10 protein-coding genes and 4 pseudogenes are annotated in these 22,022 nt (G+C 63.7%); 4 read left to right on the forward strand and 10 right to left on the reverse strand.

Annotation, left to right across the window (positions count from 1 at the left end):
• The first annotated feature begins 168 nt into the window (after nt 1–168).
• On the forward strand, nt 169–1,188 hold the full coding sequence (gene sohB, locus CSV86_RS10890) for a protease SohB (RefSeq protein ID WP_009407003.1): 1,020 nt from the start codon (nt 169–171) through the stop codon (nt 1,186–1,188).
• Nucleotides 1,189–1,353: 165 nt separating this feature from the next.
• On the opposite strand, the gene CSV86_RS10895 is transcribed toward sohB, so the two are convergent.
• The 4 genes from CSV86_RS10895 to metH form a co-directional block, all read right to left on the reverse strand.
• On the reverse strand, nt 1,354–1,848 hold the full coding sequence (locus tag CSV86_RS10895) for a DUF934 domain-containing protein (protein ID WP_009407004.1): 495 nt from the start codon (nt 1,846–1,848) through the stop codon (nt 1,354–1,356).
• Complete coding sequence (locus CSV86_RS10900; RefSeq protein WP_009407006.1) at nt 1,832–3,490, reverse strand: nitrite/sulfite reductase; 1,659 nt, start codon at nt 3,488–3,490, stop codon at nt 1,832–1,834. The genes CSV86_RS10895 and CSV86_RS10900 overlap by 17 nt, the downstream gene beginning before the upstream one ends.
• A gap of 469 nt (nt 3,491–3,959) precedes the next feature.
• Entirely contained in the window at nt 3,960–4,175 is a 216-nt protein-coding gene (locus CSV86_RS10905; RefSeq protein WP_009407010.1) for a DUF2970 domain-containing protein, read from the reverse strand.
• 178 nt (nt 4,176–4,353) lie between these two features.
• The gene (gene metH / locus CSV86_RS10910) at nt 4,354–8,061 is read right to left on the reverse strand and encodes a methionine synthase (RefSeq protein WP_009407012.1); all 3,708 of its coding nucleotides are present in this window, start codon (nt 8,059–8,061) and stop codon (nt 4,354–4,356) included.
• A 159-nt stretch (nt 8,062–8,220) separates the two neighbouring features.
• Here metH and CSV86_RS10915 point away from each other — a divergent pair, with 159 nt between their 5' ends.
• On the forward strand, nt 8,221–10,521 hold the full coding sequence (locus tag CSV86_RS10915; RefSeq protein WP_009407014.1) for a fatty acid cis/trans isomerase: 2,301 nt from the start codon (nt 8,221–8,223) through the stop codon (nt 10,519–10,521).
• Between the two features lie 95 nt (nt 10,522–10,616).
• Nucleotides 10,617–11,200, forward strand: a pseudogene (nfuA, locus tag CSV86_RS10920) (Fe-S biogenesis protein NfuA).
• Between the two features lie 147 nt (nt 11,201–11,347).
• Here nfuA and CSV86_RS10925 read toward each other — a convergent pair.
• Both CSV86_RS10925 and CSV86_RS10930 read right to left on the reverse strand, forming a co-directional pair.
• Nucleotides 11,348–13,818 (reverse strand): annotated as a pseudogene (locus CSV86_RS10925) (TonB-dependent receptor plug domain-containing protein).
• Between the two features lie 64 nt (nt 13,819–13,882).
• Entirely contained in the window at nt 13,883–16,126 is a 2,244-nt protein-coding gene (locus tag CSV86_RS10930) for a TonB-dependent receptor (RefSeq protein ID WP_009398354.1), read from the reverse strand.
• 322 nt (nt 16,127–16,448) lie between these two features.
• On the opposite strand from CSV86_RS10930, the gene CSV86_RS10935 reads away from it, so the two are divergent.
• A complete protein-coding gene (locus CSV86_RS10935; protein ID WP_158487713.1) occupies nt 16,449–16,691 on the forward strand; it encodes a hypothetical protein in 243 nt (80 codons plus the stop codon).
• Between the two features lie 78 nt (nt 16,692–16,769).
• Here CSV86_RS10935 and paaZ read toward each other — a convergent pair.
• The 4 genes and pseudogenes from paaZ to CSV86_RS10955 all read right to left on the reverse strand — a co-directional run bounded on the left by paaZ (nt 16,770) and on the right by CSV86_RS10955 (nt 21,982).
• Nucleotides 16,770–18,823, reverse strand: a pseudogene (paaZ, locus tag CSV86_RS10940) (phenylacetic acid degradation bifunctional protein PaaZ).
• Between the two features lie 33 nt (nt 18,824–18,856).
• Nucleotides 18,857–20,083 (reverse strand): OprD family porin, encoded by a 1,227-nt coding sequence (locus tag CSV86_RS10945; protein WP_009398357.1) that lies wholly within the window; start codon nt 20,081–20,083, stop codon nt 18,857–18,859.
• Nucleotides 20,084–20,114: 31 nt separating this feature from the next.
• A pseudogene (locus tag CSV86_RS10950) lies at nt 20,115–21,683 on the reverse strand (cation acetate symporter); the annotation flags it as partial.
• Nucleotides 21,674–21,982 carry a DUF485 domain-containing protein gene (locus CSV86_RS10955; RefSeq protein ID WP_009398359.1) on the reverse strand — a complete coding sequence of 103 codons (309 nt, stop codon included), beginning with the start codon at nt 21,980–21,982 and terminating at the stop codon, nt 21,674–21,676. The pseudogene CSV86_RS10950 and the gene CSV86_RS10955, both read right to left, overlap by 10 nt.
• Between the last annotated feature and the right edge of the window lie 40 nt (nt 21,983–22,022).

The raw sequence follows: 22,022 nt of genomic DNA on the forward strand, positions 1-22,022 counted from the left end.
AGGTTAGGTTGCCATTCCTGCGGTGTCAACGAAAAAACATACAAGCGTTTGAAAAGGGCGTTTGAACTGTGGTGCCAGACATTTCCTACGCTAGCGACGGCAGATTGACGCCGGTATGCTTCACTATCGTTTTTCGCGCCCCGGTGCGCAGTTCAACAAGGAGAAATCGTGGAGTTTCTTGCAGAGTACGCAAGCTTTCTCGCCAAGACCGCAACCCTGGTCATCGCCCTGCTGGTCGTGCTGTCGGCTATCGCCGGCATGCGCGGCAAGGGCCGACGCAAGGCCGGCGGGCAATTGCAGGTCACCCGGCTCAATGAGTTCTACAAGGACCTGCGCGAGCGCCTGGAGTCCGGGCTGCTGGAAAAGCACCAGCTCAAGGCCTTGCGCAAGCAGCAGGCCAAGGAGCAGAAAAAACTGAAGAAGGCGCCGGCGGAGGAAAAAACCCGGGTCTTCGTGCTGGACTTCGACGGCGATATCAAGGCATCGGCCACCGAGAGCCTGCGGAATGAAATCACCGCCTTGCTGAGCCTGGCCACGTCGCGGGACGAGGTGGTCCTGCGTCTGGAAAGCGGCGGCGGCATGGTCCACAGCTATGGCCTGGCCGCTTCGCAACTGGCGCGTATCCGCCAGGCCGGCATACCGCTGACCGTGTGCATCGACAAGGTCGCGGCCAGCGGTGGTTACATGATGGCCTGCATTGGCGAGCGCATCGTCAGCGCGCCCTTTGCCATTCTTGGTTCGATCGGCGTGGTGGCGCAGTTGCCCAACGTCAACCGACTGCTGAAAAAGCACGATATCGACTTCGAGGTGCTGACCGCAGGCGAGTACAAGCGCACCCTGACCGTGTTTGGCGAAAACACCGAGAAGGGCCGGGAGAAATTCCAGGAAGACCTGGACGTCACTCACCAACTGTTCAAGGACTTCGTTTCGCGCTACCGGCCGCAGTTGCATATCGATGAAGTGGCCACGGGTGAGGTCTGGCTGGGTGTGGCGGCGCTGAACAAGCAGCTGGTGGATGAACTGAAGACCAGCGATGAATACCTGAGCGAACGGGCCCGGGAGTCGAACCTGTACCACCTGCATTTCGCCGAGCGCAAGAGCCTGCAGGAGCGGGTGGGGCTGGCGGCCAGCGGGGCGGTGGAGAGTACCGTGCTGGGGATCTGGAGCCGGATCAGTCGCTGGCGGTGACCTTTCGGGCTTCATCGCTGCGGTGCGGCGGTCCGACAAGCGAGCTCCCACAGGTCCGGCGGTGCACGCGGTCCCTGTGGGAGCTGGCTTGCCAGCGATAGGGCCCTCAAGAACGAAAAAGCCCCGTCAGACTGACGGGGCTTTTTCATTTCAGCGGTCGATCGATCAACGCCGACGGAACAACGGCAGCGGCTCATCGGTAGCCGCCTGGTAGGTCACCGAGAAGTCCTTCAGGCTTTGCAGCGCGTCTTCCGGGTTCTTGTCGGGGCGGATGGCGAAGGCATCGAAACCGCAACGGGCCATGTAGAACAGCTGGTCACGCAGGACGTCGCCAATGGCGCGCAGCTCACCGGTGAACTTGTAGCGATCACGCAGCAGGCGCGCGTTGGAGTAGCTGCGCCCGTCGGTGAAGGCCGGGAAGTTCAGGGCGATGACCTGGAAGTGACCGACGTCTTCGCCGATTTCCTCGGCTTCTTCGTCGCTGTCCAGCCACACGCCCAGGCCGCCGTCACGGGCTTTCAGGGCATGGGCGTGTTCGCGCCAGAGTTGCAGTGGCACGATGTAGTCGTCGCAGTTGGTCAGTTCGTCCAGGGTGACGTCCTTGGGCAGCAGGTGCCAGGTTTCGTCGACGATCTGGTTGTTCTTAATGATTCGCTGCATAGACGCGCTCCTTGAAGGGGTCGATGCCGATACGCTGGTAGGTGTCGATGAAACGCTCGTCTTCGGTACGTTTTTCCACGTACACCGAGATCAGCTTCTCGATCACGTCCGGCATGTCGTCCTGGGCGAAGGACGGGCCGAGGATCTTGCCGAGGCTGGCGTCGCGGCTGGCGCTGCCACCCAGGGACACCTGGTAGAACTCTTCACCTTTCTTGTCCACGCCGAGAATGCCGATATGGCCGACGTGGTGGTGGCCGCAGGCGTTCATGCAGCCCGAGATGTTCAGGTCCAGTTCGCCGATGTCGAACAGGTAGTCCAGGTCGTCGAAGCGGCGCTGGATGGATTCGGCGATCGGGATCGACTTGGCGTTGGCCAGGGAGCAGAAATCACCGCCAGGGCAGCAGATGATGTCGGTCAGCAGGCCGATGTTCGGGGTGGCGAAGCCATGCTCGCGCAGTTCCAGCCAGAGCGCATGCAACTGGCTCTGCTCGACGTCGGCGAGGATGATGTTCTGCTCGTGGGAGGTGCGCAACTGGCCGAAGCTGTAGCGCTCGGCGAGGTCGGCGACCTTGTCCAGTTGCTTGTCGGTCAGGTCGCCGGGGGCGACGCCGGTCGGCTTGAGCGACAGGGTCACGGCAACGTAGCCCGGCTTCTTGTGCGCCAGGGTGTTGCGGGCGCGCCAGCGGGCGAAGCCCGGATGCTGCTGGTCGAGTTCGGCCAGTTGCGCATCGAGGTTGTCCAGGGCCTTGTAGTCCGGGTCGACGAAGTGCTTGGCGACGCGCTGCACTTCGGCCTCGGTCAGGGTGGTCTGGCCGCCGCGCAGGTGGACCATCTCGGCCTCGACCTTCTCGGCGAAGACTTCCGGGGTCAGGGCCTTGACCAGGATCTTGATCCGCGCCTTGTACTTGTTGTCACGGCGGCCGTAACGGTTGTACACGCGCAGGATGGCGTCCAGGTAGCTGAGCAGGTCCCGCCATGGCAGGAACTCGTTGATGAAGGCACCGACCACCGGGGTACGGCCCAGGCCGCCACCGACCAGCACGCGGAAGCCCAGCTCGCCGGCAGCGTTGTGCACCGGCTCCAGGCCGATATCGTGCACTTCAATGGCTGCACGGTCGCTCTTCGAGCCATTGATGGCGATCTTGAACTTGCGCGGCAGGTAGGCGAATTCGGGGTGGAAGGTGGTCCACTGGCGGACGATCTCGCACCACGGGCGCGGATCGATCAGCTCATCGGCGGCAACGCCGGCGAACTGGTCGGTGGTGACGTTGCGCAGGCAGTTGCCGCTGGTCTGGATCGCGTGCATCTGCACGGTGGCCAGCTCGGCGAGGATGTCCGGGACATCTTCCAGGGCTGGCCAGTTGTATTGCACGTTCTGCCGGGTGCTGATGTGCGCATAGCCCTTGTCGTAGTCGCGCGCGATCTTCGCCAGCATGCGGGTCTGGCGCGAGGTCAGCTGGCCATACGGCACGGCGACACGCAGCATCGGGGCAAAACGTTGGATGTAGAGGCCGTTCTGCAGGCGCAGAGGGCGGAATTCTTCTTCGCTCAGCTCGCCGGCCAGGTAGCGGCGCGTCTGATCCCGGAACTGCTTGACGCGGTCCTCGATGATCCGCTGATCGTACTCGTCGTATACGTACATAGGGGTCCTGTTCTCAAGCTGCTTGCAGCTAATCGCGCGCACGGCCGCGCACTCCGGATGCGGAGCCGGGGAACGATAGCAGGTTGTATTTATGTGAAAAAGTGATGTTTTTGCATATGAAAAGAACGATTTGGACTAAGTGAGACTGGCTAGCGTTTGTAGCGCCATTCCACTCTCCGCCGAGTGGTAAAAGTCCCTGCTTGAGCAATGGGGATTGCTGGGCTTAACTGCTGGGGGTGTGCATTCCCATAACCACTACAAAAAGAGGCGATGCAATGGGAAACCCGACCAAAACCGGCAAGACCGACAGCAGTGTCGACGCGTGGGCAATCCTGTGCCTGATCGTGCTCGTGGTCGTGACAGCCGTGTACTGGGTCAGCCATCAGTGACGGAGCGCATTGGCTGAAAATACCGTGATCAGCAATCAACGAAACCGCCCGCGGCATGGACCCCGCGGGCGGTTTTGTTTTCAGCGCGCGGTGAGGTGCATGGCCAGTTGCACCAGGCCGTAGAGGATCAGGATGAACACCAGGGTGAACGCGGTGCCCATGGCAATGAAATGCACAGGCTTGCCGTGGGTGAAGTCGCGGGCGCGGTTCTTGCCGGACTGCACGCCGAAGGCGGCGGCGAGGACGCTGTGCAGGAGCTGCCAGAAGGTTGGGGGCTTGCCTTGAGGATCTTCCATGGGCTGGGCTCTCCGGTGTGGTTGTGTCCCAGAGTCTAGCCGGTGGATATGAGGTTGCCTGCACTGGCCTCATCGCTGGCAAGCCAGCTCCCACAGGTATTGCACATGACTCAAGATATGCAGTGACCCTGTGGGAGCTGGCTTGCCAGCGATGAGGCCATCAGCCGCCAGGCAGATCTCAGCTCTCGTACCCGAGGTTAGGCGCCAGCCAGCGCTCGCTCACCGCCACATCCTGCTGCTTGCGCGCGCTGTAGCGCTCGATCTGGTCCTTTTCCACCTTGCCCACGGCAAAGTACTGCGCCTGCGGATGGGCGAAGTACCAGCCACTGACCGCTGCCGCCGGGAACATGGCGAAGTGTTCGGTCAGGAACACGCCGCTCGGGCCGGTCTGGCCGATCTCGGTGCCATCGAGCAGACGGAACAGGGTGGCCTTCTCGGTGTGGTCCGGGCACGCCGGATAACCCGGGGCAGGGCGGATGCCAGCGTACTGCTCCTTGATCAGCGCCTCGTTGTCGAGCTGCTCGTCCCTGGCGTAGCCCCAATAGTCCTTGCGCACCCGCTCGTGCAGCCATTCGGCGCAGGCTTCGGCCAGGCGGTCGGCGAGCGCCTTGACCATGATCGAGCTGTAGTCGTCGCCCTTGTCCTGGTAAGCCTTGGCCACCTCCTCGGCGCCGATGCCGGCGGTGGTGATGAAGCCGCCGACATAGTCGGTGACACCGCTGTCCTTCGGTGCGACGAAGTCGGCCAGGGAGAGGTTCGGCTTGTCGTCCGGCTTGATGGTCTGCTGGCGCAGGTGATGCAGGCGCGCCAGGGGCTGGCCGTCCTCGCCGTAGACCTCGATATCGTCGTCGTCCACCTGGTTGGCAGGCCAGAAGCCGAACACCGCACGGGCGCTGATCAGCTTCTCGTCGATCAGCCTGGCGAGCATTTCCCGGGCGTCCTTGTACAGCGCGGTCGCCGCTTCACCCACGACTTCGTCGGTGAGGATGCGCGGGAACTTGCCGGCCAGGTCCCAGGAAATGAAGAACGGCGTCCAGTCGATGTACTCGGCCAGCACCTTCAGGTCGATGTTTTCCAGCACCTTGACGCCGGTGAAGCTTGGCACCGCAGCCTGGTAGTTGGCCCAGTCGTATTTCGGCTTGGCGGCGATGGCCTGGGCGTAGCTCAGGCGCTCGGTGCGGGCGCTGCGGTTGGCGGTGCGCTCGCGCACCTCGACGTAGTCGGCACGGGTCTTCTCGACGAAGCCCGGTTTCAGCTCCTTGGACAGCAACTGCGTGGCCACGCCCACCGCCCGCGAGGCGTCGGTCACGTAGACCACCGCGTCGTTGCTGTAGCGCGGCTCGATCTTCACCGCTGTGTGCGCCTTGGAGGTCGTGGCGCCACCGATCATCAGCGGCAGGTGGAAGTCCTGGCGCTGCATTTCGCGGGCGACATGGACCATCTCGTCCAGCGACGGGGTGATCAGCCCGGATAGGCCGATGATGTCGCATTTTTCTTCGCGCGCGACCTGGAGGATCTTCTCCGCCGGCACCATCACGCCGAGGTCGACGATGTCATAGCCGTTGCAGCCCAGGACCACGCCGACGATGTTCTTGCCGATGTCGTGCACGTCGCCCTTGACCGTGGCCATGAGGATCTTGCCCTTGGCTTCCGGCTTGTCGCCTTTTTCTTCCTCGATGAAAGGAATCAGGTGGGCCACCGCCTGCTTCATCACTCGAGCCGATTTGACCACTTGCGGGAGGAACATCTTGCCCGCGCCGAACAGGTCGCCGACCACGTTCATGCCGCTCATCAGCGGGCCTTCGATGACCTCGATCGGCCGCGCGCACTGCTGGCGGCACAGCTCGGTGTCTTCGACGATATAGGCGGTGATGCCCTTGACCAGCGCGTGCTCCAGGCGTTTTTCCACCGGCAGCGAGCGCCACTCTTCGTTCTCCACTTCCTTGGCAGCACCGCCACCCTTGTAGTCGTCGGCGATGGCGAGGAGGGCGTCGGTACCTTCCGGAGTGCGGTTGAGCACCACGTCCTCGACCTTCTCGCGCAGCGCCGCCGGGATCTCGTCATAGATCTCCAGCTGGCCGGCGTTGACAATACCCATGGTCAGGCCGTTCTGGATGGCGTGATACAGGAACACCGAGTGGATCGCCTCGCGCACCGGGTTGTTGCCGCGGAACGAGAACGACACGTTGGACACCCCGCCCGAGGACAGCGCGTACGGCAGGTGGTCGCGGATATAAGCGCAGGCTTCGATGAAGTCCACGGCATAGTTGTTGTGTTCTTCGATGCCGGTGGCGACGGCGAAGATGTTCGGGTCGAAAATGATGTCTTCCGGCGGGAAGCCCACTTCATTGACCAGGATGTCGTAGCTGCGCTGGCAGATTTCCTTCTTGCGCGCGGCGGTGTCGGCCTGGCCGACCTCGTCGAAGGCCATCACCACCACGGCGGCGCCGTAGCGCTTGCACAGCCGGGCGTGATGCTTGAAGGCTTCGACGCCTTCCTTCATCGAGATCGAGTTGACGATGCCCTTGCCCTGGATGCACTTCAGGCCGGCCTCGATCACTTCCCATTTTGAGGAGTCGATCATGATCGGCACCCGGGAAATGTCGGGCTCGCCGGCGATCAGGTTGAGGAAACGGACCATGGCTGCCTGGGAATCGAGCATCCCTTCGTCCATGTTGATGTCGATCACCTGGGCACCGGCCTCGACCTGCTGCAGGGCGACTTCCAGGGCCTCGGTGTAGTTTTCCTCGCGGATCAGCCGGGCGAACCTGGCCGAGCCGGTGATGTTGGTACGCTCGCCGACGTTGACGAACAACGATTGGCGGTCGATGGTGAACGGCTCGAGGCCGGACAGGCGGCAGGCTTTCGGGATATCCGGAATGGCCCGTGGCTTGTACTTGGCCACTGCCTCGGCGATTGCCTGGATATGCCCCGGGGTGGTGCCGCAGCAGCCGCCGATGATGTTGAGGAAGCCGCTGGCGGCGAATTCCTCGACCACCACGGCCATCTCCGCCGGGGTCTCGTCGTATTCACCGAAGGCGTTGGGCAGGCCGGCGTTGGGGTGGGCCGACACATGGGTGCCGGCCTTGTTCGACAGTTCTTCCAGGTACGGACGCAGGTCCTTGGCGCCCAGGGCGCAGTTCAGGCCGACGGAGATCGGGTTGGCATGCCGTACCGAGTTCCAGAAGGCCTCGGTGGTCTGTCCCGACAGGGTGCGGCCGGAGGCGTCGGTGATGGTCCCGGAGATCATGATCGGCAGTTCGACGCCGTCGTCCTCGAACACCTGCTGTACCGCGAAAATCGCCGCCTTGGCGTTGAGGGTGTCGAAGATGGTTTCGATCAGGATCAGGTCGGCGCCGCCTTCGATCAGGCCGCGGGTCGCCTCGATGTAGTTTTCCACCAGTTCGTCGAAGGTGACGTTGCGGTAGCCCGGGTCGTTGACGTCCGGGGAGATCGAGCAGGTGCGGCTGGTCGGGCCCAGCACGCCGGCCACGAAGCGCGGCTTGTCCGGGGTTTCCAGGGTCTTGGCATCGGCCACCTGGCGGGCAATGCGTGCGCCTTCGACGTTGAGCTCGTACACCAGCTCCTGCATGTCGTAGTCGGCCTGGGAGATGCGGGTGGCGTTGAAGGTGTTGGTTTCGAGGATATCGGCGCCGGCGTCCAGGTAGGCCTTTTCGATGGCGGCAATCACGTCCGGGCGGCTGAGCAGCAGCAGGTCGTTGTTGCCCTTGACGTCGCTCGGCCAGTCGGCGAAGCGCGTGCCACGATAGTCGCCTTCCTCAAGACGGTAGCTTTGGATCATAGTACCCATGCCGCCATCTAGAATGAGGATGCGCTCCTTGAGTGCTTGCTGAAGTGCTTGGAAACGAGCGCTGCGGTCGGACATTGGAACTACCTGGGTCGGACAAGGACGAAAGTTGCGGGATGATAACAAAGCTGCGCGCTTTTTTGACGCGTGGCACATTTGCATGAATTTCATTCATGTTGGCGCCGCGGCCCACCGGTAGAATCGTGAAAAGCCTTTTCAATCCAGGACATACCGCACATGGTGCATCGCTTGATTGCCGCCGCCTTCGCACTGCTCATCAGTGGCGCGGCGTTGGGGCAGGGACCCCAGAACACTGCAGCGATCTCCTATACCCGGGATATCCAGCCGATCTTCACCGAGAAATGCGTCGCCTGCCACGCCTGTAACGACGCCGCCTGCCAGCTCAACCTCGGCAGCGCCGAGGGGGCCAGCCGCGGCGCCTCGAAAATCCCCGTCTACCAGGGCGACCGCAGCCAGGCGGTGACCCCGACCCGGCTATTCTTCGATGCCCAGACCGACCAGGGCTGGCGGCACCTGGGCTTCAACTCGGTGATCGATCGCCAGCAGGACCAGGCGGCGCTGATGGCGCGCATGCTGGAGCTGGGGCATGCCAAGCCGCTGGTGCCCAACGAGAAGATCCCCGACAACATCGTCCTGGGCCTGAACCGGGAGAACATGTGCCCGCTGCCCGGTGAGTTCGATGCCTATGCCAAGGCCCATCCCCGGGAAGGCATGCCGCTGGCGGTGACCGGCCTCAGCGATGCCCAGTACAACACCCTGCAACGCTGGCTGGCCCAAGGCGCGCCGGTGGAAAGCGCAGCGATCCGCCCCAGCGCAAGCGAAGCGGCGCAGATCCAGGAATGGGAAGAGTTGCTGAACCGCCCTGGTGCCAGCGAAGCGCTGGTAGGACGCTGGCTCTACGAGCACCTGTTCCTCGCTCATGTGCACTTCGTCGGCGGCGAGCCGGGGCACTTCTTCCAATGGGTGCGTTCGCGCACGCCGAGCGGGCAGCCCATCGACTTGATCGTCACCCGGCGCCCCAACGACCCGCCGGGCACCGACTTCTATTACCGCCTGCTGCCGGTGCAGGGCGTGATCGTGCACAAGACCCACATCACGTACCCGATGGGCCCCAACAAGCTCAAGCGGGTCAAGCAGCTGTTCTACAGCGGCAACTGGCACACCGACTCGCTGCCCGGCTACGGCCCGCGGCATCGTTCCAACCCGTTCGAGACCTTCGAGGCGATCCCGGCGGTGGCGCGTTACCAGTTCATGCTGGATAACGCCGAGTATTTCGTCCGCACCTTCATCCGCGGCCCGGTGTGCCGGGGCCAGATTGCTACCGACGTGATCCGTGACAACTTCTGGGCGCTGTTCCAGGAACCGGCCCACGACCGCTATATCACCGACGCCAAGTATCGCGCTGAAGCCACGCCGCTGCTGGCCATGCCCGGGCAGATCGACGATGTCGGCAGCATCCTGAGCCTGTGGCATGCCTATCGCGACAAGCGCAACGACTACGAAAGCCTGCGCCGGGATACCTATGCCGAGATGCCGCCGCCGAGTTGGTCGACCCTGTGGGCCGGCAACGACAACGCGCTGCTGAGCATCTTCCGCCACTTCGACAGCGCCTCGGTGACCAAGGGCCTGATCGGCGACGTGCCGCTGACCATGTGGCTGTTCGACTACCCGTTGCTGGAGCGCACCTATTACCAGCTGGCGGTCAACTTCGACGTCTATGGCAACGTTTCGCACCAGGCCCAGACCCGCCTGTACTTCGACCTGATCCGCAATGGTGCCGAGGTCAACTTCCTGCGCCTGATGCCGGCCGGCAAGCGTGGCGACATCCTCGGCAGTTGGTACCAGAACAGCGGCAAGGTGAAGATGTGGATGGACTACGAGGACATCGACACCGATACCCCAAGCGCCCTGAAACTCGATCCGCATCACCCGGTGCGGGATTTCGGCCTCAAGCTGATCGAGCGCAGCGGCAGCCTGAATGCCGCGCCCGACCCGATCAACCGCTGCACTGGCGCTTATTGTTCGCGTCCGCAGATGAGCGAGGAGTTCCGTGATGTCGAGCAATCGCTGAGCCGCCTGGCTTCACGGCCTGCGGCCGGACTCAAGGTCATCGAGCAATTGCCCGAGGCGACCATGCTCAGGATCGAAGGCCAGGGCGGCAATCGCCAGGTCTACAGCATGCTGCGCAACCGGGCGCACAGTAACGTCGCCTTCATGCTGGGCGAGGCCTACCGCTACCAGCCGGGGCTGGACACCCTGACCCTGTACCCGGGAGTGATGAGCAGCTACCCCAACTTCATGTTCAACATCCCGGCCAGCGACGTGCCCGAGTTCGTCGAGGACATGGAGGCTGCACGCGATGACCACGACCGCTTCGAGCGTATCGTCATGCGCTGGGGCGTGCGCCGCAGCCATCCGCAGTTCTGGCAGTACTTCCATGACCTGAACAGCTATATCAAGGAAACCGAGCCGGTGGAGGCGGGGGTGCTGGACATGAACCGCTACGAGAACCTCTAGATGCTTAACGGCTTCTTTTATCCCGACTTAATTGCTAGGACTTTGTTCGTCGCCGCGCATGGCGTAAACTGCCGACAAGTCTGTGAGGAAATTCCATGAGCGCCATAACCATTACCGACGCCGCGCACGATTACCTGGCCGATCTGCTGTCCAAGCAGAACACCCCGGGATCGGTATCCGCATCTTCATTACCCAACCCGGCACCCAATATGCCGAAACCTGCATTGCCTATTGCAAGCCAGGCGAAGAAAAGCCGGAAGATACCGCGCTGGGCCTGAAGAGCTTTACCGCCTACATCGACGCGGTCAGCGAGCCTTTTCTCGATGATGCCGTCGTCGACTACGCCACCGACCGCATGGGCGGCCAGCTGACCATCAAGGCCCCGAATGCCAAGGTGCCGATGGTCAACGACGACAGTCCGATCAACGAGCGCATCAACTACTACCTGCAAACCGAGATCAACCCGGGGCTGGCCAGCCACGGCGGCCAGGTCAGCCTGATCGAGGTGGTCGAGGATGGGATCGCCGTGCTGCAGTTCGGCGGCGGCTGCCAGGGCTGCGGCCAGGCCGACGTGACCCTCAAGGACGGCATCGAGCGCACCTTGCTCGAACGCATTCCGGAGTTGAAGGGCGTACGCGACGTGACTGACCACTCGCAGAAAGAAAACGCCTACTACTAAGCAGGCAGGCGAGAAAACGACGCGGACTCTGTGGGAGCTGGCTTGCCAGCGATGAGGCCGGCATTGACAACCATGTTGTCAGGTCTGGCCTCATCGCTGGCAAGCCAGCTCCCACAGGGTCCGCGTCGTTTTTGCTATTGGGCCCGTTTAAAAGTCATAACTCACACTGGTGTAGTAGAACGCCCCCTGCGCTCCCTCAGGCGAGGTGATCGAATACTTCGGCACCCCGTACAACTGCGCACCTTTCAATTTCTCCGGATGGCTGTCGAACAGGTTGATCGCACCTACCGAGACTTTCAGGCCCAGGTCGAAGCGATAGCTCAGGTCCAGATCCGTCACCCATTGCGGGCTGAAGGTCTGGTCCAGCGCCGGGTTGCTGGCGTTCAGGCTTTTCCATTCGCCATAACGCCGCTGGGTGACGGTCAGCCCCAGTTTTCGTACAGCCAGTTGGCGCTGAAGGTCAGCTTGTTGTCCGGCGTGCCGTGCTCGATCAGCCCTTGGGTGGCCCGTCCGACGATCTGCTCACCGCTGATGCCGCCGACATCACGCAGGTCGGTGATCCGCGTGCGGGTCTTGGCGAAGCCGGCGTTCAGGTCGAGCCGGCCATAGGCTGCCAGGTCCAGTTGGTATTGGCCGCTTAGCTCGACGCCGTCGGTGCGGGTGTCGGCGATGTTGGTGTAGAACGCCGCGCTCTGGATGTTGGCGTAGGGCGTACCGGCGAAGATCGGCCCGACCACGCTGGCCGGCAACTGGTCGGAGAGGGTGATGCGGTTGTCGATATCGATACGGTAGGCGTCGATGCTCAGCGAAGCATTGCTCAATGGCCGCCAGACCAGGCCCAGGGAGTAGTTGGTCGACTCCTCCGGCTTCAGCGCCCGGCCACCGAGCAATGCCGCTTCCGGGCTGTCGGCGCGCAGGGTGCGCTGTTGCACCTCGACCCAGTTGCCGCTGCCCGGCGGCTGCTCCACCACCTGTACGCTGAACGACGATAAACCGCTCTGCACCAGCGACGGTGCGCGATAACCGCTGCTGATACTGCCGCGTGCGGCGATCTGCGGGGTGAAGTCGTAGCGCAGGGAAAGCTTGCCGTTGGTGGTGTCGCCAAAGTCCGAATAGTGCTCCGAGCGCACCGCCAGGCCGGCCTGGAACTTGTCGGTGATCTGCCCTTCGAGGTCGAGGTAGGCGCCGAATACCTTGCGCTCCAGCGAGGCGGCGTCGACGTTGGTGATCCCCGAGTAGTAGCCGGGAATCCGCCGCCCGGTGACCGGATCCAGGGTGTTGAACAGCGCGCCGTTCTGCCAGCCCGCCGCCTCGCCGGCGCTCAGGGTGTAGTTTTCCTTGCGCCAGGCCAGGCCCGCGGACACGGTCAGCGGCTTGGCCAGCAGATCGGTGGGGAAGTCGCGGACCCAGTCGAGGGTCAGGTTGGTCTGCTTGTTCTCGCGCTCCCCGGTGTAGATGTTGTACGGGCTGTTGGCGCCCCAGCTAGGGTTGATCGCGTCGCGATCGGTGGACTTGAGCGTGTCGTTGCCGTAGTTGGCCGCCAGGTCGAACTTGCCCAGCAGGTCGTCCTCGTAGCGCAGGCCGCCGGTGACCGCGTAGTCCTCCAGGGCATAGCGGGTGATCGGCAGGCGCCCGTCCGGGTAGCGCGACAGCGCGACACTGCCGTAGTTGCTGCGCAGGGTGGTGGGCGGGTCGAAGAAGCCTTCGGCATCGGTGTTCTTGTGCGAGTACGTGGCGAAGCCATAGGCGGTCAGGCCGTCACCAACGCCGATCTCGCTGTTGGCGACGAGGTTGTACTGGTCGCTGACCCCGCCCGAGCCCCAGTTCCAGGTGCGGTAGCGGTTGTTCTGCTCGCGGGGCGTATTAACGCTGGTGTCGCCGGGATAGAAGATGCGGTTGTCCGGACGGGTATCGCTGGCCGGGTCCTGGTTGCCGGCATCGAACGACAGGGTGAGGAAACCATCGTTGGGCAGGGCGAAGCCTTTCCAGCCACTGAGCTTGCGCTGCAGGCCGTCACCCTTGTCGTAGCCGCCGAAGCGGTAGCCGATGTTGCCGCCATCGTCGTTTTCCTTGAGCACGATGTTGATCACCCCGGCGATGGCATCGGAGCCGTACTGGGCGGCGGCGCCGTCACGCAGGATCTCGACCCGCGACACCGCGCTCAGCGGTATCAGGCTCAGGTCCACCGCCGCGGCGCCACGGCCGTTGGCCAGGCTCTGGCGGGTAACGTTGGCGCTGCTGTGGCGGCGCTTGCCGTTGACCAGTACCAGCACCTGGTCCGAGGCCAGGCCGCGCAGCGAAGCGCCTTGGGCGATGGACCCGGCGAAAGCGCCCTGTGGCGATTGCGGGAAGCTGAAGGAGGGCGACAGCGCGGTCAGGGCGCCGGACAGGTCCTTGGCCCCGGTTTCTTCGAGTTTTTCGGCGCTGAGCACATCGACCGGTGCCGCGCTTTCGAGGGCGGTGACGTCGCTGCGGCGGGTGCCGACCACTACCACGGTATCGAGTTTGTCGTCTTTGGCGGCGCTGCCACTGGCGGGCTCCTGGGCCTGGACGATGGGCACGGCAAGGCTGCCGATGACCAGCGCGATGGCGCCGGCCAAGGGGTCGAGACGGAACATGGGACTACTCCTGTTGCACGCAAGGGGGCCGGCGACCCTCCCGGGATCGCCGGTCAGCGAAGGGTCAGAAACGGCTGGTAACGCTCAGGCCGACGGTGCGCGGGTCGCCGTAGGTGATCACGTATTGCCCGGCAGTACCGTTGGGTCGGCCATGGACCTGGTAACGGCGGTCGGTGAGGTTGTTGACGAAGCCGGTGACGCTGAGCTTCTCGTCCGCGCTGAACCAGGTCAGGCGACTGTTGGCCAGGGTGTAGTGGGGCTGGTTGAGCGGCGCGTCGGCACTGCTCTGGCGGTCGGCGAGGAAGTATTCCTTGTCACGGAAGCTGACATCGCCCCCGGCTACCAGCCTGCCGGGAATGTCCAGCGGCAGGGTGTAGTCGGCCCCGAGGGACACCACGTAGCGCGGCGACCGCACGAAGCTGTTGCCGCTGTAGTCGCCGGTGACCGCGCCGGTATTGGGGTTGGTGTTCTTGAAGTCGGTGTACTCGGTATCCAGGAACGACAGCGCGCCGCGCAGATGCAGGCGGTCGGTGGGCTGGCCCTCGATCTCCAGTTCGGCGCCTTTGACCTTGCCCTTGGCGCCGTTGGTGAGTGCGGTGGTCAGGATGCCGCTGTTGACCGTCAGCAGGTTCACCTGGATGTCCTGGTAGTCGTAATAGAAGACGTTGGCGTTGACCGTCAGGCGATGGTCGAACCACTCCGACTTCAAGCCCAGTTCATAGGCATCCAGTTCTTCCGGATCGACCGTGGTCAACTGCGCCAGGCTGGTTGAGAGGCCGGTGTTGAAGCCACCCGAGCGGAAGCCGTGGGCGTAGCGGAAGAACACCCGCAGGTTGTCGTTGATCCGGTATTCCGGGGTCAGGTCGTAGGTCCAGGCGTCCCAGCGCTTGCTTTCCTCGCGATTGCCGTTGCTGCCGGCGGCGGTCAACGGGATCAGCGGACCAGTGGCGGTAGCCCGGGTCAGCTGGGTCAGGTCGAGATCGATGTCCTTTTTCTCGGTGGTCCAGCGCAGGCCGCCGGTGACGGTCAGATTGTCTGTGAAGTCATAGGCCAGGTTGCCGAACAGCGCATAGCTGTCGGTGCGGTGGGTGTAGTCGAGGTTGCGGTAATCCACGGTGCCGCCGGTCTGGTTGGAGCCGGTGCCGTTCGGTGTCGGGCCCGGAATGATGCTGCGCACCGCGCTGTTGTCGAGGGTCTCGTGGAAGTAGTGGGTACCGAGCATCCAGCGCAGGGTTTCCTGCGGCGAAGAGGCGAGGCGGAACTCCTGGGAGTACTGGTCGTAGGTCGCATCGCTGTCGGTGGCACCGTTGACCTCGTAGGGGGTGTAGTCGGCGTCGGTCAGCGACTGGTTGCGGATATGGTCGTAGGCGGTGATCGAGGTCAGGTTGTAATCGCCGAGGTTCCAGTTCAGGGTCAGCGACGTGCCGCTGTGGTCGAGCTTGTAGTCTTCGTTGGTGTTGAGCTCGATCTTGCGCCCATGAGGGCGCTGGTAGCCGACATTGTAGTAGCGCCCCAGGGGCAGCGAGCCGCTGCTGCCGTCGCCCTTGAATTCGCGGCCATGAATCTTCAGCAGGGCTTCGAGGTCCTCGTTGACCTTGGCCAGGAACTGCACGCGCACGGCTTTCTTGTTGACGTCACCGTAGGTCTGGTCGTTGGTCAGGTTATGGGTGAAACCGTCGCGCTCCTCGGAATACAGCGAGACCCGGCCGGCCAGGCGGTCGTCCACCAGCGAACCGCCGATGGCGCCGTTGAGGATTCGTTCGTTCTTGCTGCCGAAGCCGATGGTGCCGTAGCCGTCGGTATCGAAGGTCGGCTTCTTGGAAATCACATTGACCGCGCCGGCGGTGGTGTTCTTGCCGTACAGGGTGCCTTGCGGGCCACGCAGGATCTCGATGCGTTCCAGGTCGAACAGCGGCCCGCCGCCGGCCACCGGGGCATTGAGGTACACGTCGTCGGCATAGATGCCCACCGGGTAGACCGTGGCCGCACCGGTATCACCGGTGCCCAGGCCACGGATGTACCAGCGTGGGCGCCCGTCGCCGTCCGGATTCTTCGCCGAAGCGTTGGGTACGAACGTGGTGATATCGCCCATGGCGCGCACGCCGTCGGCCGCCAGGCTGGTGCCCTGGACCGCCGAGACCGCCACCGGAACCTCTTGCAGGGTTTCTTCCCGGTGCTGTGCGGTGACGGTTACGGTTTTCAGCGCCGGCGTGGTGCTGGTTTCATCGTCGGCATAGGCCAACGGGTATTGGCCCGCCAACAGAAGGCTAAGGCTGATTCCCTTGGTGATGGGATTGATCTGGAACATGCTGCTTCTCCCCGAGCGTTGCAGATGCAGGGGTAGAGCAGGGTTTATGCCATGTTTTCAACTCGTTGATTCAATTGGATAAATCAGGATTTTTGCGGCGTCGCTGCTAGGCAGGCAGCAGGGCACTGGTGAATCTATGTTGCTACAGCAGCAATGGTTGCGAACCTGGCCCATGGCGCACTTCCAACGGCTCGCTGGATAACCACCTGGCTCGGAAGTTTCTCAAGCTTTCCTGGAAACTTCCCTTCGCTTGTTTGAGGCTCGAAATTGATAAGTCAGATGTTTTACTGTGCGTGCCTGGAATATTTCTCGGGGCGAGGGTATGAGAAAAATCGACGGTAGCCATGGTGCACATGGCGCGTCCGGGTGCGGCTCCCCGGATTTCCTGGGCAGGGTTCGCTGGCCATTGGTTGTACTGCTATGCCTGGCCACGGGTTTCGCTCTGGTGGTGCTGTTCTGGAGCGGCGATACGCAACCGGATTCACCCTGGTTCTGGAGCCGCGTGCTGGCACTTCCGTTGATTATCTGGAGCTATCTGTATGGGCTGCGCCTGCTGGCGCATTGAAAACGCTGGTCGTGCCAACCTACCGGTGCGCCTCGAAACGCGACGCGGACCTTGTCGATACCGCGCCGCATCCACAGTCTATCCCTCCCGCTTCACCACCAGGGTCAGGATGTCATAACTCGCCACCAGCTCCCCAAGCTGGTTGGTCACCTCCACGTCCCACGCCACCACCCCTTGCGGGATACCCTGCGGGCTCTTCTTGCCCTGGTCGATCTTGCGCTTGCAGGTGAGCCTGGCCTGGATCGTGTCGCCGATGCCCACCGGATTGATGAAGCGCAGGTTATCCAGTCCATAGTTGGCCAGGACCGGCCCGGGAGCCGGGCTGACGAACAAGCCGGCCGCCGCCGACAGCACGAAGTAGCCGTGGGCGATACGCTTGCCGAACTGCGATTCCCGTGCGGCGATCTCGTCGAAATGCATGTAGAAGTGATCCCCCGAAAGACAGCCGAAGTTCACCAGGTCTGCCTCGGTCACCGTCCGCCGATGGGTCAGCAACGACTCGCCGATGCGCAGGTCCTCGAAATAGCGGCGGAACGGATGTACTTCGGTTTCGATCACCTCGGCGCCACGCACGTACTCGCCGGTCACCGCCATCAGCATGCTCGGCGAGCCCTGTACCGCGGCCCGTTGCAGGTAGTGCTTCACGGCGCGCAGCCCGCCCAGTTCCTCGCCACCCCCAGCCCGACCCGGACCGCCGTGCTTGAGCTGCGGCAGCGGAGAACCATGGCCGGTGGATTCGGCAGCGGCTTCGGCATCCAGCACCAGCAGGCGGCCATGCCAGGCCGCCGCCACCGGCACGGCCCTGGCCGCCACTGCGCGGTCAGCGGTGACCAGGCTCGCCACCAGGCTGCCTTTGCCGCGGGCAGCCAGGTCCAGCGCTTCATCCAGGTCTTCATAGGTCATCAGGGTGCTGACCGGCCCGAACGCTTCGATATCGTGGGCGCCGCCCTCGGCATGGGCGTCCCGCGCCAGCAGCAGGGTGGGGGCGAAGAAGGCGCCGTTGGCGACGCCTTCGCCACGCGGCTCGAAACCATCACGGGCACCGAACAGCAGGTCGCAGCTTTGCAGCAATTGTTCGACCCGCTCGCCGACATCCGCCTGCTGCGCATGGGACGCCAGGGCCCCATGCGCACGCCTTCCACCGAAGGATCGCCCACCACCACCTTGCCCAGGCGATCCCGCAGGCGGGTCGCCACCGCGTCCAGATGCTTCGCCGGCACGATGGCCCGGCGAATCGCCGTGCATTTCTGCCCGGCCTTGGTGGTCATTTCCCGGGCGACTTCCTTGATATACAGCTCGAACTCTTCGCTGTCCGGGCTCACGTCCGGGCCGAGGATCGAGCAGTTCAGTGAGTCGGCCTCGGCGGTGAAGGGCACCGAGTTGCGGATCAGGTTGGGTGTGACCCGCAGTTTCGCCGCAGTGTCCGCCGAGCCGGTGAAGGTCACCAGGTCCTGGCCGTCCAGGCGCTCCAGCAGGTCGCCGGTGCTGCCGATCACCAGTTGCAGGGCGCCGGCCGGGAGCAGGCCGGACTCATCGATCAGGCGCACCACGGCTTCGGTCAGGTAGCTGGTGGCTGTGGCGGGCTTGACGATGCAGGGCATGCCGGCCAGGAAGGTCGGGGCAAATTTTTCCAGCATCCCCCAGATCGGGAAGTTGAAGGCATTGATATGCACCGCGACCCCGGCCCGTGGCACCAGGATGTGACTGCCGGCGAACCGGCCCTGCTTGCCCAGCGGGATCGCCGGCCCTTCATGGACCAGGTTGCCCGACGGCAACTCGCGGGCACCGATGCCGGCATAGGAGAACAGTGTGGCATTGCCGCCCTCGATATCGATCCAACTGTCGGCACGGGTCGCGCCGCTGTGGTGTGACAGGGCGTAGAGCTGCTCCTTGCGCTCGGCCAGGTACAGCGCCAGGGCCTTGAGCCGCGCCGCACGCTGCTGGAAATCCAGGGCCATCAGGCCGTTGCGGCCCTGCTGGCGCCCCCAGGCGAGGGCCTCGGCGAAGTCCGGGCGTTCTTCATGGCTGTAGCCCAGCACGTGGCCGTCGATGGCGCTGCGCAGGGGCTGGGCGCCGTGCTGGCCGATCCAGCGACCGGCGATGAAGCTTTGCAAGGTAGGGGCAGCAGACATCGGTGTGTCCTCCAATTCTTTCAGGAAGCGCTGTTACCACAGCGCCAGGGTGTAGCCGACGATCAGGCGGTTTTCGTCCAGGGCATTGGTCAGGCCGTTGCCGGAACGGAAGGTGACGTTGCGCCAACGCAGGCTGACGTTTTTCAGCGGGCCGCTCTGGATCACGTAGGCGATATCGGTGTCGCGTTCGCGCTCGCGGCCGTTGTCGATACCCGCCGCCTTGGCGTGGCGGCCGTCGGTATAGCGGGTCATGAAGCTCAGGCCGGGAATGCCCAGGGCGGCGAAGTCGTAGTCGTAGCGCGCCTGCCAGGAGTCCAGCCCGGCGCGGGTGAAGGTGTTGTAGGTGACCAGGTTGACGGTGTACGGGTCGCCGCCGTTGAGGAAGGGGAAGGCACTGTCGCCGGACATCTGCTGGAAGGTGCCGCTGAATTTGTGCGCGCCGACCGCCAGGGTGAACATGCCGTTGAAGTTGCGGTTATCGATGCGTCCGGCGCGTTCGGCGCCGTCGCCGCGGCTGTCGAACCAGCGCAGGTCACTGCGCAGGCTCATGCCCTCGGCCAGCGGCAGGGTATGGACCAGGCCGACATACTGCTGGCGATAGATGTCTTCGAGCTTGGCGTAGTAGTAACTCACCGCCAGCTGCGGGCTGAAGGCGTAGCTGCCGCCACCGAAATCGAAGTGATCGCTGCTGGCTGCGCCGTAGCCGATATCGTCGTTGCTCGAGGAATCGCGCAGGTTGGCCTTGGTCAGGCGTCCGCCATTGAGGGTCAGGCCGTCGATGTCCTGGCTGGTCAGCAGGCCGCCCTTGAAGGTCGAGGCCAGCAGGCGGGTGTCGTTGTAGGTGACCACCGGCAACAGCGGTTGCAGGGTGCCCAGGCGCAGCACGCTTTTCGACAGGCGCACCTTGGCGGTCACGCCCAGCTCGCTGTAGTCGTCCACCGGTTCCAGGCTGTCGCGGCCATAGGGCAGCAGGCCGGTGCCACGGCGGTCGCGGCTGGAGTCCAGCTTGATGCCCAGTTGGCCCATGGCATCCACACCGAAACCAAGGGTGCCATCGGTAAAGCCGGACTCCAGTTTGGCGGTAAAGCCCTGCGCCCATTCCTCAGCCTTGGACTGCGGCGCGTTGTCCTGGCGGAAGTCGCGGTTTATGTAGTGGTTGCGCAGTTCGATCTTCGCGTGGCTGTCCTCGATGAAGCCGGCCAGGGCCGGAGTACAGGCGAGGGGCAGGGTGAATCCGGCCAGAAGGCGAATGGGGTTCATTGTTGTTATTCCCGAGTCGTCGTTTGCGTGATTAGTGTTTGCTGGCGCTGGCGGCGCCGATACCGGTCATGGAGCGGATGAACTGGGCCAGATAGCGGCCGCGTTCCTCGCTGGCCCGGGCCGAGCGGTCGGACACCGAGAAGGCCCAGGCGGCAAGGAAGGCCGCGCTCATGGAGAACAGCGCCGGGTTGGAGTAGGGGAACAGCGCCTTGTCGTGATGCAGTACGTTGACCCACACCACAGGGCTCAGCACCAGCAGGATCACCGCCGAAACCAGGCCGGCCAGGCTGCCGGCCACGGCGCCGCGGGTGGTCAGGCCCTTCCAGAACATGGACAGGAACAGCACCGGGAAATTGACCGAGGCCGCGATGGCCAGCACCAGCCCGGACAGGAACGCGATGTTCTGCGACTCGAACATCAGGCCGAGGATGATCGCCAGCACGCCGATCACCAGGGTGGCGACGCGGGAGACGCGGATCTCATCCTGTTCGCTCGCCTTGCCCTTGCGGACCACGCAGGCGTAGAGGTCATGGGACACCGCCGAGGCGCCGGACAGCGCCAGGCCGGCGACTACCGCAAGGATGGTGGCGAAGGCCACGGCCGAGATGAAGCCGAGGAACAGGTTGCCGCCCACGGCCTGGGCCAGGTGCACGGCGATCATGTTGCCGCCGCCGATGATCGCGCCGCTGGCGTCACGGTAGGCAGGTTCAGTGCCGACCATGACGATGGCGCCGAAGCCGATGACGATCAGCAGCAGGTAGAAGTAGCCGATGAAGCCGGTGGCATAGAACACCGATTTACGAGCTTCCTTGGCATCGCTGACCGTGAAGAAGCGCATCAGGATATGCGGCAGGCCGGCGGTGCCGAACATCATGCCGAGGCCGAGGGAAATCGCATCCACCGGGTTCGACAGCAGCCCGCCCGGGGCCATGATCGCCGTGCCCTTGGCATGTACCGCCGCGGCGCTGGCGAACATCGCCTCGGTGCTGAAACCGAAGTGCTTGAGCACCATGAAGGCCATGAAGGTGGTGCCGGAAAGCAGCATGACGGCCTTGATGATCTGCACCCATGTGGTAGCGAGCATGCCGCCGAAGGTGACGTAGAACACCATCAGCACGCCGACCAGGATCACCGCGTACAGGTAGCTGATGCCGAACAGCAGCTCGATCAGCTTGCCGGCGCCGACCATCTGCGCCACCAGGTACAGTAGCGCCACGGTCAGGGTACCGAAGGCCGAGGTCAGGCGTACCGGGGTCTGTGCCAGGCGGTAGGAGACCACGTCGGCGAAGGTGTACTTGCCCAGGTTGCGCAGGCGCTCGGCGATCAGGAACAGGATGATCGGCCAGCCGGCCAGCACGCCCAGGGCGTAGAGCAGGCCGTCGTAGCCGTTGAGGAACATCATCGCCGAGATACCGAGGAAGGACGCGGCGCTGATCATGTCGCCGGCGATTGCCAGGCCGTTCTGCATCCCGCTCAGGCCGCCGCCGGCGGTATAGAAATCGCTGGCCGAACGGGTGCGCAGGGCGGCCCAGCGGGTTACCCCGAGGGTGAAGACGACGAACAGCAGGAACATGCCGATGGCGGTCCAGTTCATTGCGCGCACTCCTGCTTGACCTTGTCGTTGAGCGGATCGAGGACATTGTTGGCGCGGTACACGTAGATACCGGTGAGGGCGAAGGACAGCAGCACGATCAGCACGCCCACCAGCATGCCGACGCTCGTCACCCCGCCGCTGAGGGACTGGCCGAGGGTGCTGGGGGAAAAGGCCACGAGCAGGACGAAGCCGTAGTAGATCACCAGCATGGCGGCGGTGAGGCTGCCGTTGAGGCGGCGCTTGCGCCGCACCAGTTGCCGGAAATCGGGGTGGTTGCTGATGGATTCGATATCACTGGGGGTCATGGGTGCGCTCTCTTGATCTTGTTGTAGTTGTTGTGTCGTT

Source organism: Pseudomonas bharatica CSV86, from assembly GCF_000319305.2.
Classification (GTDB): Bacteria; Pseudomonadota; Gammaproteobacteria; order Pseudomonadales; family Pseudomonadaceae; genus Aquipseudomonas; species Aquipseudomonas bharatica.